Here is a 15,277-nt window from a genome sequence, read left to right as displayed (position 1 = left end):
GACATTGTTGAAGGCATCGAGCGCAGTGACGACGACCGACCCCGGCGTCCCCGCCGTGCCGTTGGCGGCAAGACTGACCGAAAAATGCGTGGCGACGCCCGGCGTCACGATCTCGGCATTCGAAGTCCCCTTGACCGCGCTGTTGGTGGTGTCGGTCGCGGTGATGGTCTGGCTGCCGGCGGTATCGAGGGTCTCGCTGAAGCTGCCGGTGCCGTTGGTCAATGTCACGTCGGCCGGCAGCACGGCGTGGCCGTCGGTCGACGTGAAATGAACCGTGCCTGTGTAGTTGGTGACGACGTGGTTCAAGGCATCGAGCGCGGTGACGGTGACCGTGCCCGGCGTGCCCGCCGCGCCGTTGCCCGGGATGCTCACGGCGAAGTGCGTGGCGGCACCCAGCGTCACCGCGATGGTGAAGGTCTGCGAGCTGGACAGGGTGCCGTCGCTTGCCGTCGCGGTGACGGTGTAGGCGTGACCGGGGGCTGTCGTGTAGTCGATCTTGCTGGGATCGGCGACGGTGATGACGCCGGTATTGGGGTCGATCTTGAAGCCGCCACCCGAGGTGTCGCCGGTCAGGGTATAGGTCACGGCATTCATGTCGGCCGCGGACGCAGTGATGCCGACAAGCGTGCCGGCGGCGGATCCTTCCGCGACCTTGTTGGCTGCTGCGTTGCTGTCGACTGGTGTCGACGGCGCAACGTCAGTGACGCCGATGACGAAGCTCTGCGAGCTCGTCGCGATGCCGTCGCTCGCCTGAACGGTGATGGTGTAGGCGTGACCGGGGCTGGTCACGTAATTGACCTTGGTGGGATCGGCGACCGACACCACGCCGGTGTTCGGGTCGATCTTGAAACCGCCATTGGAGCTGTCGCCGGCCAGCGAATAGGTGACGGGACTACCGACGGCGCTGGTGGCTTGCGCTGTGATGTTGACCAGCGTATTGACCGCGGCGCCCTCGGCGACCGTGTTGTTTCCCGCATTGGCGTCGACCGGTGGCGAAAGCGAGTCAGTGACCGGCGGCCAGGGCGTGCCGGGAGGACAGCCGAGGTACAGATATTGCAGACCATACGTGTCGGCGAAGGCCTGGGCAGCCGAGTCGAGGACGATGTGACCGGTCGAATCGAGCTGAAGTGCCGGGCGCGTTAAACCACCGATTGTATAGGCAGGTATGGTCGTCATGAGCACTCCTGCGATCGGCGTGGACGCCGATCGATAATTACATTTGCTGGATGCGAGGACGTGTGAAGCGGTTCACACGTTGAGGTTGATCATCCGCGATCGGAGCTTGCGCCAAGCTGGCTGCAATACCGGACGACCTTAATGTCCACGGAGCCGTGACATCAGCAAGGTCAAATGCGCTTGCCATTACGTAGTCGCTTTCACTTACACGCGCCGTGACAAAGCCCAATGAATGTTCGAGAAAAATGCGGCCGGCCAACAAAATTTACTCTTTGGCAACCACGACCGTATTGGCGATATTTCCGAGTGTCAATGTGTGCCCGGATGACACAACACGGTTAGCCTTGATCGAGGCGATGCAGCGAGAGGTAGAGTGCTCTAATTCGATGATTTTCCGTCGCCGGGAACCCGGCGCGACTCTGCCGCAAGCAGGATCGGCGCGATGTGACAGATCCGTGTCACGGGGTTCGCGCCCTGATTGATTCGCGATGACGCGGACCGTGACCCGGTCGGATCGATAGGCCAGCCAAACTGCCCCTTTTCGTCGTCACGGTTTCGCGATCCCGTCGTAAGGCTTTCAGACTACGCAACTATTTGCTTGATCCGAGGGCCATCTTGAACAGACTGGGGTGCGGCTACATCTGTGACGTCCGCCGCCGCGACATCGCGGTGGTCCATCCGCGCTGAATCACGGCAATTTCAATTGCGACTTTCGTAGCCCTGCTTTGGTCGTCGTGCTTACGTTGTTCTGGGGGAGAGGGAATTGGGTTCGATTGACAAAGCGGAGCGTGTGGCTCCGGTGACCGGCGTCGAGCGTCATTCGCTTCGGCGCCATGTATGGCTCGGCCTCGCGCCGATCGGGCTTTTGGCCGCGCTGACGCTCGGCGGCTGCGATGACAAGAGCGCGCAGTCGCAGGCCGCGCCTCCGCCGCCGCCCGTGACCGTCGCGCAGCCGGTCAAGCGCACCGTCACCGACTGGGACGAGTTCACCGGCCGCTTCGAGGCGGTCGAGGAGGTTCAGGTCCGCGCCCGCGTCGGCGGCTTCGTCAACAGCGTCGAGTTCAAGGACGGTGCGATCGTCCATGCCGGCGATCTGCTCTACATCATCGACCCGCGGCCGTTCGAGGCGGTGGTGCTGCAGGCCGAAGGCCAGCTCGCTGACGCGCGCGCCAAGGGGGAGCTTGCCAAGCGCGATCTCGAGCGCGGGCTGAACCTGGTGCAGACCAGCGCGGTCTCGGAGCAGGTCGTCGACCAGCGCCGCCAGGCGTTGCAGGCGGCGCGCGCCGCCGAGACCCAGGCCGAGGGCTCGCTGAAGGCCGCGCAGCTCAACGTCGAATTCACCCACGTGCTGGCGCCGATCACCGGCCGCGTCAGCCGCCATCTGGTGACCCCGGGTAACCTCGTGCAGGGCAGCGAGGGGGGCGCGACGCTGCTGACCTCGATCGTGTCGCTCGATCCGATCTACATCTATTTCGACGTCGACGAGGCGACCTATCAGCGCAACAGCAAGCTGTGGTTCGAAGGCAGGCGGCCGAGCTCGCGCGACACGGCGAACCCGGTGCAGGTGATGCTGACCGGCGAGACCAAGCCCTCGCATGAAGGCAAGATGGACTTCCTCGACAACCGCCTCGATGTCTCGACCGCAACGCTGCGCAGCCGCGCAGTGATCCCGAACAAGGATCTTTCGATCCTGCCCGGCCAGTTCGGTCGCGTCCGTCTGATCGGCTCCTCGCCCTATGAGGCGCTGCTGATCCCGGACACCGCCATCGCCACCGACCAGTCGCGCAAGATCGTGTTCGTGGTCAAGGACGACAACACGGTGGAAGCAAGAGCGGTGACGCTCGGGCCGCTGGATGAGGGCCTGCGCGTGATCCGCGAAGGCCTCAAGCCGGAGGATCACGTGATCGTCGACGGGCTGCAGCGCGCCCGCGTCGGCGCCAAGGTGACGCCGAAAATGGCGCAGGCGCCGGCGGAAACTAAAGCTCCGGCAGGCGACAAGCCCGCGGCAGCAGACAAGCCGGCGGCAGGTGCGAAGCCATGAATCTCGGAAGGCTTTCCATCAACCAGCCCATCCTCGCGATGGTGCTGTCGATCGTGCTCCTGATCGTCGGCGCGATTGCCTATCCGACGCTGCCGGTCTCGGAATATCCGCAGGTCGTGCCGCCGACCGTCGTGGTGACGACGCAATATCCCGGCGCTTCGGCGCAGACCGTGTCAGACACCGTCGCCGCTCCGATCGAGCAGGAGATCAACGGCGTCGAGGACATGCTGTATCTCTACAGCCAGGCGACCTCGAACGGCCAGCTCACCATCACCGCGACCTTCAAGCTCGGCACCGACCTCGACAAGGCCCAGGTGCTGGTGCAGAACCGCGTCGCCATCGCGCAGCCGCGGCTGCCCGAGGAAGTGCAGCGCAACGGCGTGACCACGCGCAAGAATTCGCCCGATATCCTGATGGTCGTGTTCATGCTGTCGCCCGACGACAGTTTCGACCAGCTCTATATCTCCAACTACGCGCTGCTGCAGGTCCGCGACCAGCTGCTGCGGCTCGACGGCGTCGGCGACATCCAGATATTCGGCGCGCGCGACTACTCGATGCGGCTGTGGCTCGATCCCGACCGGATCGCCAATCTCGGCCTGACGTCCGCCGAGGTGCTGGCGGCGATCCGCGCACAGAATCTGCAGATCGCGGGCGGCCAGATCGCCGAACCGCCGATCGCCGACCGCGCTTTCCAGCCGAACCTGGTGTTTACCGGCCGTCTCAAGGATCCCAGGCAGTTCGAGGACATCGTGGTGAAGGCCGGTTCCGACGGTCGCACCGTTCGCCTGCGCGACGTCGCCCGCGTCGAGCTCGGCGCGCTGTCCTACACCACCAACAGCTTCCTGCTGCGCAAATCGGCGGTCGGCATGCTGGTGACGCAGCGGCCCGGATCGAACGCGCTCGCCACTGCCAAGAACATCTCGGACACGATGGTGCGGCTGAAGGCGAGTTTCCCCAAGGGGCTCGACTACAATATCGGCTACAACCCGACCGAATTCATCGCCCAATCGGTCCACGAACTGGTGAAGACCATCTACGAGGCGATGGCGCTCGTGGTCATCGTGGTGCTGGTGTTCCTGCAGGGCTGGCGGCCCGCGATCATCCCGATTATCGCGATCCCGGTGTCGCTGGTCGGCACCTTCGCGGTGATGGCCGCGCTCGGCTTCTCGATCAACAATCTGACGCTGTTCGGCCTGGTGCTCGCGGTCGGCATCGTGGTCGACGACGCCATCGTGGTGGTCGAGAATGTCGAGCGGCATCTCGAACATGGCCTGAGCCGGCGCGATGCCGCGCTCAAGACCATGGAGGAGGTCGGCGGCGCGCTGGTCTCGATCGCGCTGGTGCTGTGCGCGGTGTTTGTGCCGACCGCCTTCCTCGGCGGCATCTCCGGGCAGTTCTTCCAGCAGTTCGCGGTGACGATCGCGGTCGCGACCGCGATCTCCTGCTTCTGCTCGCTGACGCTGTCGCCGGCGCTGGCCTCGCAGATCCTGGTCCCGCACGAGGAGAAGCGCCCACCGGCACGCTGGAACATCATCGCGCGCGGCTGGGACAGCTTCACCGCGGTGTTCAACCGCGTGTTCGACCGGCTGGCCCACGGCTATGCTGGTGTGGCCGACTTCGTGATCCGGCACACCGTGGTGATGGTCGTGATCTACCTCGCGCTGATCGGCAGCGCCGGCTGGCTGCTGGCGACCACTTCGCAGGGATTCATCCCGGCGCAGGATCGCGGCTACGTCATCATCTCGGCACAGCTGCCGGGCGCCGCGTCGCTGGCGCGCACCACGGCTGTGGTGCGCGAGATCGAGCGGATCGCGCTGGATACGCCGGGCATCGTTCGCGTCGCGGCGTTCGCCGGCTTCTCCGGTGCGACACGCACGCAGCAGGGTAACGCCGCGGCGCTGTTCCCGGTGTTCGACGAGCCGGAGGCGCGTCTGAAGAAGGGGCTGACGGCAAGTGCGATCACGGCCGAATTGCGCAAGCGTCTGTCGGTGATCCAGGGCGCCTTCATCATTGTGATTCCACCGCCGGCCGTGCCCGGTATCGGCACCGGTGGCGGCTTCACCATCCGCGTCCAGGATCGGCAAGGACGCGGGCCGGAACTGCTGGCGTCGGCCACCGACGAGCTGGTGGCGGCGGCGCGCAAGTCGCCGTATCTCACCTCGGTGTTCTCGCCGTTCACCGCGAACACGCCGCAGCTGTTCGTCGACATCGATCGCGTCAAGGCGCAGAAGCTCGGCGTGCCCATCGCCAGCATCAATGACACCATCCAGACCTATTTCGGCTCGACCTACGTCAACGACTTCAACCTGTTCGGACGCACCTATCACGTGACCGCGCAGGCCGATCTGCCGTTCCGGAAGGAAAGCAGCGATCTCGCAAGGCTGCGCACGCGAAATGCGGCTGGCGACATGGTGATGCTGGGCAGCGTGGTCGATTTCCGCGATATCTCGGGGCCGGATCGCGTCGCCCGCTACAATCTTTATTCGGCATCGGAGCTGCAGGGCGAGCCGTCGCCCGGTACGAGTTCGGGAACCGCGCTCAGCACCATCAAGAAGCTCGCCGAAGAAACGTTGCCCAGCGGGTTCTCGTTCGAATGGACCGACCTGTCCTACCAGCAGGTCAACGGCGCCAGTGCCGGCCTCTACGTGTTCCCGATCTGCGTGCTGTTCGTCTATCTGGTGCTGGCCGCGCAATATGGCAGCTGGACATTGCCGTTCGCGGTGATCCTGATCGTACCGATGTGCCTGTTCGCGGCCACCATCGGCGTGCGCATCATGGGCCAGGACGTCAACATCCTGACCCAGATCGGGTTCGTGGTGCTGGTCGGATTGGCCGCCAAGAATGCGATCCTGATCGTGGAGTTCGCGCGCGACATCGAGCTCGAGGGCAGGCCACGGCTGGAAGCGGTCATCGAGGCCTGCCGGCTCCGCCTGCGGCCGATCCTGATGACGTCGTTCGCCTTCATCCTCGGCGTGCTGCCACTGGTGCTGTCGACCGGCTCGGGCTCGGAGATGCGGCAGGCGGTCGGCGTTGCCGTGTTCTTCGGCATGCTCGGCGTCACCCTGTTCGGCCTCGTCTTCACGCCGATCTTCTACATGGTGGTGCGCAACCTCGCGGAAGGAAAGAACGAGGGCAAGCCGAAGGAGCCCGCGGCGACCGTGGCGGGGTGAGTTTGGTCTCCCCTTCGTCATTCCGGGGCGCGCGTAGCGCGAACCCGGAATCCATTCCTCCTCGAAGCGCGCGGCCCGATGGATTCCGGGCTCATCGCTTTGCGATGCCCCCAGGTGCGCAATTGCGCATCGGGGAATGACGAGGTTAGCCCATACTATTGGCTGAACTGAAATCGATGGGCAGGCGCGGGGTTATAAAATAATGTCGCGCCGATTTTTTCCTGATGAGAAAACTGCTGGGAGAGCATAACAATGAAGTCGGGATTCTTGGCCGCCGTCGCGGCGTGCAGCCTGATGCTTGCGGCGCCGGCGATGGCCCAGGGTGTCAAGATCGGCATCCTGAACGACCAGTCGGGCGTCTACGCTGACTACGGCGGAAAGTACTCGGTCGAAGCCGCCAGGATGGCGATCGAGGATTTCGGCGGCGAGGTGCTCGGCCAGAAGATCGAGATGATCACCGCCGACCACCAGAACAAGCCCGATCTCGCGACCGCGATCGCGCGGCGCTGGTACGACACCGAGGGTGTTGACATGATCACCGAGCTGACGACGTCGTCGGTCGCGCTCGCGGTCCAGGAACTGTCCAACGAGAAGAAGAAGATCGACATCGTGGTGGGTGCGGCGACCTCGCGCATCACCGGCGATGCCTGCACGCCCTATGGCTTCCATTGGGCGTTTGATACACGCGCGCTCGCCGTCGGCACCGGCAGCGCACTGGTGAAGGCGGGGGGCGACAGCTGGTTCTTCCTCACCGCCGACTATGCGTTCGGCTATGCGCTGGAAAAGGACACCAGCGAAATCGTGAAAGAGACTGGCGGTAAGGTATTGGGCTCGGTTCGCGTGCCGCTCAACTCGTCGGACTTCTCCTCTTTCCTGCTGCAGGCACAGAGCTCGAAGGCCAAGGTCATCGGGCTCGCCAATGCCGGTCTCGACACGGTCAACTCGATCAAGCAGGCGGCTGAATTCGGCATCGTGAAGGGCGGTCAGAAGCTCGCCGGCCTGCTCATGGTGCTTTCGGACGTGCACGGTCTCGGGCTTGAGACCGCACAGGGGCTGGTCCTGACCGAGGGCTTCTACTGGGATCGCGATGACAAGACGCGTGCCTTTTCTGAACGCTTCTTCAAGCGCACGGGCCGCATGCCGAACATGATCCAGGCGGGTACCTATTCGGCGACCTTGAGCTATCTCAAGGCGGTCAAAGCCGCCGGCACGAAGGACTCCGACGCGGTGACCAAGAAGCTGAAGGAACTGCCGGTCGATGACGCCTTCGCGGAGGGCAAGGTGCTCGCGAACGGCCGCATGGTGCACGACATGTATCTGTTCGAGGTCAAGAAGCCGTCGGAATCGAAGAAGCCCTGGGACTATTACAAGCAGATCGCCGTGGTGCCGGGCGACAAGGCATTCTTCACCGCCAAGGAAAGCGGCTGCCCGCTGACCAAGTGACGCGGAGCTGACGTATTACGCAACTCGCGATACAACATCACCGTCGTCCCTGCGAACGCAGGGACCCATAACCACCGCACTTGGTTGTTGCGACAGGCTGGGGCCCCAGCCATCGCAAAACTGGACCCTGTGGTTATGGGTCCCGGGTCAAGCCCGGGACGACAGTGAGTGTGCGGCACCGTCTCGGCCTCAATGCACGAGCCGCCACACCGCGCCGCCGATTGCGCCGACCCACAGGATGGTGGCCGCCAGGGCCTGGATGAAGAATCCCGGGCTGCGTTTCGCCACCGCCTCGCGATAGCCGATGAAGTAGACGATACGGCCGACGACCCAAAGTGCGCCAACGGCTGCGGCCGCGGCATCGCCGATATAGATTGCGAACAGCCACAGCGACGGCAGGAAGATCGGGGTCCATTCCAGCGTGTTCATCTGGATTCGGTAGATGCGCTCGAAATCCGCATTGCCCGTGATCGCCGGCAGCTTGACCCCGTAGCGGATGCGGGCGCGCGCGACCTGGGTCGCGAGGAAGAAGTAAAGCGCGACCGCAAGGCAGGTGATGATGGCCGTGTAATGGTACATGTCAGGCGTTTCCTCTGGTTTCTGTTGGCCCCCGATGTCATGACGGGGCAACGAGGCCCGCTGTGACTGGCAAGCCTTCTTGCGCCGATCTTCCGTCGGCGTCCTAGTATCCCGTCATCTCAAGATAGCCGATTCCGGCGTGGCTGCCTGAGAAGCGGATCGGGCCTTCCCAATAGGGGAAGCTGGTTCCCATCCAGGCCTTCGGATTGAGCGGCGCGGTCTCGATGGCAAGGCCGCGTGCGGGCAGGGTGACGCGCCATGATGTCGGCAGCTTGCGGTCCCCGATCTCGGTGGTCGCCATCGGCGTGATGCTGTTGCCGCTCGCTGCGATCTCGGCCGAGCGACCGTCCGGCGTGATCCAGTTGCCGAACAGGTTCTCGCGGCCATCCTTCTGGCGCAGCCGGTACAGCATCAGCTTTTCGTCGCCGGGCAGATTCAGCGAGAACCAGTCCCAGCCGGTCTGGTCGGCGGCGAGCGGCTGGCTGCTCCACTCGCGATCCATCCAGGCCGTGCCTGTGACGTCGACAGGTTTGTCGTCGATCACGATGCGGCCGGATGCCTTGTAGAACGGCTGGCTGTAGTAATAGGAGGCCTGTCCGCGGTCCGACTTGCGGCTGTAGCCGTGGTCGCCTTGCAGCACCAGTGCGCGCTCGGCGTCGAGGCGGAGCGTGGTGCTGAAGTCGGCAGCGGAGGCCTTGAGCTCGAGCGGCGCGATGCGTTGCGGACCGAATGCATCGAGCCCGCGCAGCTCCCAGGCGTCGATCCAGGCGCGGAACGGCGCGGCCTCGACACCGGCCTGCCCGACGCCGCCGCGCGCAAAGGTCTCGCTGAAGCGATGTGTGCCGGCGCTGGTGACTGCGGCGTGGCCCATCCAGAGTTGCTGGTTGGCCCAGCCTTCGCTGGGGCCGCCCGGCTTCATCGCCTGGCAGAACAGCGTCCATTGCGCGCCATAGGCCGCGCCGCCGGCATCGGACAGGTTCGCGGTCACGTACCACCACTCGATCCGGAATTCCGGATGCGGGCCGTGATCGGCGGGGAATGCAAACGGCTTGCCCGGCGTGACGGCGGCAAAGCCTTCGGCCGTTTCGCCGAGCCCGGCGAAGCCTTGCGCAAAGCTCTTGCCGCCCAGCGCCAGCGCCATTGCACCGCCGGCAAAGGCGCGACGCGTGAGATCGGTGCTAGCGCTCATTGACGAAAGTCCGGATCAGGGTGGCCGGCTGCATGCGGGCCAGTCTAGCGACCGGCAGCGCGGCGGCACAGAGCGCTGCGGCCATCGCCACCGCAAGCAGCTCGATCAGCTGCAACGGGAACACGTGGAATGGCAGTCGCCAGCCGAACGCTTTCACATTGACGATCGCAAGCAGGCACCAAGCCACCAGGAGGCCGAGCGGCAGCGCGAACAGCGCGGTGATCAGCGCGACCGCCATGGTCTTCAGCAGTTCGAGCGCCGCGAGCCGCCGCCGCGTTAGGCCGATCGCCCATAGCGGTGCGAGCTGCGGCAGCCGCGAATTGGCCAGCGTCAGCAGGCTGGTCAAAAGCGCGATGCCGGCGACGCCGAGCGTGAAGGCATTGAGCGCCGCGGTAACCGAAAAGGTGCGATTGAACACCCGCTTCGATTCTCGCTTCATCGTCGCCTGGTCGGCGATGTTGCGGTCGTCGAGGCCGAACTTCTCCTGCAACGCCGTGATGAGCGGCGCGATCTTGTCCGGTTCGACGCGGAGCCCGACCCGGGTCAGCGGCGTCTGCGGGAAGTGGCGCGTCAGCGCGGCGAAGTTGACCGCGATCTGGCCCTTGGGGTTGCCGTAATCGGCATAGATGCCGACGATTTCGAGCGGCCAGCTGCCGCCGGGGGCGGGCACCTCGATATGATCGCCGATCGCAAGCTTCATCCGCCGCGACAGTTGCTCGCTGACGAGGCAGGCGTCGCCGGGGCGCAGCCTGACCCAGGCATTCGCCGTGCTCTCGAGCAGCGGCCAGTTGTCGCGATAGGTCGTGTGGTCGGGCAGGCCGAGCACCTCGATCGGCGCGCCGCCGAGCTGGGTGTCGGCGCGGCCGCCGGGCAGGATGGCCTGAACCTCCGGACGATCGCGCAGCCAGGCCTTGATCTCCTTTGCCTGCTGATCGCTGGCGGCGCTGATGTAGACGTCGGCGGCGAGCCGGCCGTCGAGCCAGACCAGGAAGGTGCGGCTGAAGCTTTCCACCATGGTGCCGACGCCGACATTGACGGCCAGCGCGAGCAGCAGCGCCATCAGCGCCAGCGACAAGCCCGACAGTTGCTGGCGGCTGTCGGCCCAGAACCAGATGCCGACCGGTGCTCGCGCGCTGCGCTGGCCGAGCGCGAGCGCGATTTGCAGGATCATTGGCAGGATCAAGGCCGCGCCGAGCATCAGCGCGGCCAGCACGGCAAAGCCCGCGATCAGGGAATCGCCGAACTGAATGAGGGCCGCAGCGACCGCAAACACCGCGAGCGCCGCCGCGCTCTGCAACATCAGCCAGCGCCGCTGCGCCTGCTGCCAGGCCTGCGGCTGCGCCGTCGCCAGCACCGGCATCCGGATCGCCTTGGCGAGGCTCGCGGCAGCGGCGGCCAGCGCACCGAGAATGCTGATCGCGATGCCGGCAAACCACCAGACAGGCTTCAGTGAAAGCTGCCCGGGAATCTGCGCGCCATAGAGCCCGCGCAGGGAGGCGGCGACATCGGGCAGCAAGGCCGCCGCGATGAAATAGCCGCAGACCAGGCCGAGCAGGCCTGCGACCAGCGCCAGCGACACCAGCTCGATCACCAGCACGGTGTTGAGCATCCGTGCCGAGACCCCGCAGGCGCGCAGCGTCCGCAGCATCGGCAGCCGCTGCTCGAAGGCAAGCCCGATCGCGGAGTTGACGATGAACAGGCCGACGAAGAACGACAGCAGGCCGAACGCGGTGAGGTTGAGATGGAAACTGTCGGTCAGCCGTTCGAGATCGCTTTCCGCGCTCGGCTCGACCAGGCGGAGCTTGTCACCTGCCACACTTTCGAGCGTTGCATGCGGTGCTTTGGACTTGCCGATCAGCAGGCGCGACAGCTGGCCGGGCATCTTCAAGATGTCCTGCGCGATGCCGATATCGACGATCAGCGCGCCGGGCGCGAACTCCGCCTGCACACGCAGCGGCGGCAGCGTGAGGCCATTCGCCTGCGGCCGGTCGCCGTCCTTGAGGCCGAGATCGCGCAGCGTTTCCGGCGCCACCAGCATTTCGCCCGGCGGCGTGACGAAGGATTGCAGGCTGCCGCGTCCGACCGCCGGCGCATTGCCGACCTCGGACGGCAGCGTCACCGGCTCGACGCCGAGCAGGCGGAAGCTGCGCCCGTCGATCTGGACGCGGCCCTCCAGCATCGGCGATACCGGCCAGCCGGCGCGGCGCAGGTCGACGAAAAGTTGTTGCGGGAAGGTCGCGCTGTCCTTGCCGACCAGAACAGCGGTGCGCGCGCCGCCGAAGGTCGCGGCCGCGCGGTCATAGGCGATGCGGGCCTGCTGGTTCAGCGCCTGCACGCCGCTCCACAGTGCGGTCGCCGAGATCAGCCCGATCAGCAGCGTCGCAAGCTGCATCGGATGCCGCCGCCAATGGCTGAGCAGCACGGCGAGGATCCAGAGCGGGCGCCTCACGCGACCACTCCGGCATGCAGGGTGACTTGGCGGTCGAGCGTCGCGGCGAGCCGCGCGCTGTGGGTGACCATCAGGAAGCCGCAGCCCGTGCGCACAACGAGATCGCGCGCGAGATGCAGCACCTCATCGGCGGTGTCCTCGTCGAGATTACCGGTCGGCTCGTCGGCGAGCAGCAACAATGGCTTCGGCGCCAGCGCGCGGCCGATCGCGACGCGCTGCTGTTGGCCGCCGGACAATTGCTCGGGATAGCGCTTCAGCAGGCTTTTCAGCCCGAGGCGCTCGACCAGCTCGTCATGCCAGGCGGCATCGTGCCGACCGGCGATGCGCGACTGGAACACGAGATTGTCCGCAACGGTCAGGCTCGGGATCAAATTGAACTGCTGGAACACGAGGCCCAGCCGGTCGCGACGCAGCTCGGCGCGGCCGGCGTCGTTGAGTCCGGAGACCGTGATATTGCCGAGGGCGATCTCGCCGCTATCGGCGGCATCGAGCCCCGCGATCAGATGCAGCAGCGTGCTCTTGCCGCTGCCCGATTCGCCCGATAGCGCGACGCTCTCGCCGGTCGCGACAGTGAGATCGACGCCGCGGAGCACCGCGACGTCTTCACCGGCAGAGCGGTAACTCTTGGTCAGGCCGGTGACGCGAAGCACCGCGGCGGTCTGGTCAGATGAAGCGATGGCCGTGCCTCATTGCGGCTTCTGGTATTTCAGGACGAACTCGTCGATCGGCACCGGCGCCTTGAAGACGGGAATGTCCTTCGGGTCCTCCGCATGATGCAGGAAATCGCCCTCGGCGACCAGCTTGAAGCCGGCGGCCTCGATCTCCTGCTTCAGGGTGCTCTCCTCGATCCGGTGCAGCGTCTTGGCGACGCTGGTGCCTTCGCCGGCCTTGGCGGAGTGGTCCGCGATGATCAGGTAACCGCCGGGCTTGAGCGCGGCGAACATCTTCTTGTTCATCGCGGCGCGATCGACCGGAAGATAGCTGATGTCGTGATAGAAAAAGAAGAAGGTGATCATGTCGAGGTCCTTGACCTCGGGCGGGATCGGGTCGTCATAGTCCCGCACCACATGCACCACGTTCTTCATCGCAGGCGCCTTCGCCCGGTTGTCGAACTTGTCCTTGACGAAGCGCTCGAGCACGGTAGCCGAGTCCTGCGCGTAGATCTTACCCGATGGGGCGACGGTGCGCGCCAGGAGTTCGGTGCTGTAGCCGGCACTCGCCGCCATGTCGAGGACAGTCATGCCCGGCTTGACGCCGGCAAAGGCCAGCATCTTGGCCGGCTGGCGGCGCTGGTCGACCTGGCGATCCGCATCGCTGCGATCGGGTGCAGCGACGATCGCAGCGTAGTCGGGACTGACGGCGTCATCTGCGCGGACAGCCGGCGCGGCGAGCAGCGTGGCGGTCGCGAGCGCAGTGCAGGCGACCGCGCGAAGGATCAATCTGTTCATGAAATAACCCCGGGCTTTTTGTTGTCCCCGAACATAGCAGGGGGGCCATGACAGTTCACCGCTTCGGGGCCGTGACGACGCGATCGTGATCGGGCGTTACAGCCGCGTGGGGCCGGGCGCCCCCGGGAAAATGCGTTGTTGCGTTGCCCGTCGAGGCGTGGCTAGCATCGCCGATTGGGGCCGATCTTACGAAGCCAAAAAACGAAACGACGGGGAGCCAGACATGACGACGCAACCGACGCCCAAGGGGTCAACGGGGACACCAAAGGGCGCGTGGACAATCACCTTCCTCCTGTTCCTGTTCATGGTGGTGAACTTTGCGGACAAGATCGTGGTCGGGCTGGCCGGCGTTCCGATCAGGAAGGAGATGGGGCTCACCCCGGAGCAGTTCGGCGATCTCGGCTCGTCCTTCTTCTATCTGTTCTCGATCTCGGCGATCGTGGTCGGCTTCATCGTCAACCGCGTTGATACGCGCTGGGTGCTGCTGATCCTGGCGGTGATCTGGTCGCTCGCGCAATTTCCGATGATCGGCACCGTCAGCCTGACGACGCTCACGATCTGCCGCATCATCCTCGGCGCCGGCGAGGGGCCGGCCTTCTCGGTCGCCGCGCACGCGATCTACAAGTGGTTTCCGGACGAGAAGCGCACGCTGCCGACTGCGATCCTGTCGCAAGGCTCGGCGTTCGGCGTGATCCTCGCGGTACCCGCGCTGAACTGGGTCATCGTCAATCACAGCTGGCATCATGCCTTCGGCGCGCTCGGCATCGTCGGCCTGCTCTGGACCGTCGCCTGGTTCGCGCTCGGCAAGGAAGGGCCGCTGGTGTCGACGGCGGCTGTCGTCGCCGACGAGCAACGGATTCCCTACTGGAAGCTGTTGACGTCGCGTACCTTCATCGGCTGCGTGGTGGCGACCTTCGGCGCCTATTGGGCGCTGTCGCTCGGGTTGACCTGGTTCACGTCCTTCATCATCGAGGGGCTTGGCTTCTCGCAGCAGCAGGCCGGGTTCGTCTCGATCCTGCCCTGGATCTTCGGCGCGACGATTGTGCTGCTGACCGGCTGGATCTCGCAGCTGATGCTGACGCGCGGCTTCACCACCCGCGGCGCACGCGGGGTGCTCGGCTCGGTGCCTCTGGTCATCGGCGGCTGCATTCTCGCGACGCTGCCTTATGCGCCGCCGGGCGGGCTGATGATCGCGGCTCTCGTGATCGGCTCCGGCCTGTGCGGTTCGATCTATGTGGTGTGCCCGCCGATGCTCGGCGAGTTCACGCCGGTGTCGCAACGCGGCGCGATCATTGCGATCTACGGCGCGCTGTACACGATCTCGGGCATCATGGCGCCGATGGTGATGGGCAGTGTGATCCAGCACGCCACGACGCCGATGGCCGGCTACATGAGCGGTTTCACGATCAATGCCGCGATCATGGTGGGGTCGGGCGTGCTCGGGCTGTTGCTGCTGTGGCCCAACACCGAGCGCGCGCGCCTGACCGGCACGTCGCAGCCCGCGGGCACGATCAAGGGCGCGATGTCGCCGACGTAGGGGACGTGCTTGTCCGACCTTCCCCTGGAGGGGGAGGGTGAAGCGGCCGCAGCTAGCGTCAATATCGAACTCGCTGTAGCCCGGATGAAGCGCAGCGAAATCCGGGGCAACTCTATCCGCAGATGCACCTGCCCCGGATTACGCTTCGCTTCATCCGGGCTACGCGCCGATCGCTCCGCCTACCTCAATTCAAACCCTGCGCGCCGCGGACGAGCCGGCCCGGGCGCGCGCCGGTGGCTTGCCCC

At 65.4% G+C, this 15,277-nt stretch carries 10 protein-coding genes; 4 read left to right on the top strand and 6 right to left on the bottom strand.

The genetic code is table 11. The annotated features are described in order from the left end of the window. A partial coding sequence (locus H8A95_RS35785) for a cadherin repeat domain-containing protein (RefSeq protein WP_229187403.1) occupies window positions 1-1,176 on the bottom strand: 1,176 nt, incomplete at its 3' end. A 799-nt stretch (window positions 1,177-1,975) separates the two neighbouring features. Here H8A95_RS35785 and H8A95_RS35780 point away from each other — a divergent pair. The 3 genes from H8A95_RS35780 to H8A95_RS35770 all read left to right on the top strand — a co-directional run bounded on the left by H8A95_RS35780 (window position 1,976) and on the right by H8A95_RS35770 (window position 7,830). Then, on the top strand, window positions 1,976-3,217 hold the full coding sequence (locus tag H8A95_RS35780) for an efflux RND transporter periplasmic adaptor subunit (protein ID WP_476727260.1): 1,242 nt from the start codon (window positions 1,976-1,978) through the stop codon (window positions 3,215-3,217). Then, complete coding sequence (locus H8A95_RS35775) at window positions 3,214-6,387, top strand: efflux RND transporter permease subunit (RefSeq protein WP_229187402.1); 3,174 nt, start codon at window positions 3,214-3,216, stop codon at window positions 6,385-6,387. Before H8A95_RS35780 ends, H8A95_RS35775 begins: the two co-directional genes overlap by 4 nt. Window positions 6,388-6,639: 252 nt before the next feature. Next, the gene (locus tag H8A95_RS35770; protein ID WP_229187401.1) at window positions 6,640-7,830 is read left to right on the top strand and encodes an ABC transporter substrate-binding protein; all 1,191 of its coding nucleotides are present in this window, start codon (window positions 6,640-6,642) and stop codon (window positions 7,828-7,830) included. Window positions 7,831-8,019: 189 nt separating this feature from the next. Here H8A95_RS35770 and H8A95_RS35765 read toward each other — a convergent pair whose 3' ends face one another. The 5 genes from H8A95_RS35765 to H8A95_RS35745 all read right to left on the bottom strand — a co-directional run bounded on the left by H8A95_RS35765 (window position 8,020) and on the right by H8A95_RS35745 (window position 13,495). Continuing rightward, complete coding sequence (locus H8A95_RS35765) at window positions 8,020-8,409, bottom strand: MAPEG family protein (protein ID WP_229187400.1); 390 nt, start codon at window positions 8,407-8,409, stop codon at window positions 8,020-8,022. A 103-nt stretch (window positions 8,410-8,512) separates the two neighbouring features. Continuing rightward, window positions 8,513-9,598, bottom strand: a complete 1,086-nt coding sequence (locus H8A95_RS35760) for a lipocalin-like domain-containing protein (RefSeq protein WP_229187399.1) — start codon at window positions 9,596-9,598, stop codon at window positions 8,513-8,515. Continuing rightward, window positions 9,588-12,047 (bottom strand): ABC transporter permease, encoded by a 2,460-nt coding sequence (locus H8A95_RS35755; protein ID WP_229187398.1) that lies wholly within the window; start codon window positions 12,045-12,047, stop codon window positions 9,588-9,590. The genes H8A95_RS35760 and H8A95_RS35755 overlap by 11 nt, the downstream gene beginning before the upstream one ends. Beyond that, window positions 12,044-12,697 (bottom strand): ABC transporter ATP-binding protein, encoded by a 654-nt coding sequence (locus H8A95_RS35750; RefSeq protein ID WP_229187397.1) that lies wholly within the window; start codon window positions 12,695-12,697, stop codon window positions 12,044-12,046. The genes H8A95_RS35755 and H8A95_RS35750 overlap by 4 nt, the downstream gene beginning before the upstream one ends. Window positions 12,698-12,733: 36 nt before the next feature. Further along, complete coding sequence (locus tag H8A95_RS35745; protein ID WP_229187396.1) at window positions 12,734-13,495, bottom strand: class I SAM-dependent methyltransferase; 762 nt, start codon at window positions 13,493-13,495, stop codon at window positions 12,734-12,736. A 223-nt stretch (window positions 13,496-13,718) separates the two neighbouring features. Here H8A95_RS35745 and H8A95_RS35740 point away from each other — a divergent pair, with 223 nt between their 5' ends. Then, window positions 13,719-15,032, top strand: a complete 1,314-nt coding sequence (locus H8A95_RS35740) for an MFS transporter (protein WP_229187395.1) — start codon at window positions 13,719-13,721, stop codon at window positions 15,030-15,032. The last annotated feature ends 245 nt before the right edge of the window (window positions 15,033-15,277 follow it).

It is taken from the genome of Bradyrhizobium oropedii (assembly GCF_020889685.1).
Taxonomy (GTDB): Bacteria; Pseudomonadota; Alphaproteobacteria; order Rhizobiales; family Xanthobacteraceae; genus Bradyrhizobium; species Bradyrhizobium oropedii.
The sequence above is the reverse complement of the archived record's forward strand: the minus strand, read 5'-3'. Positions and strand labels throughout refer to the sequence as shown.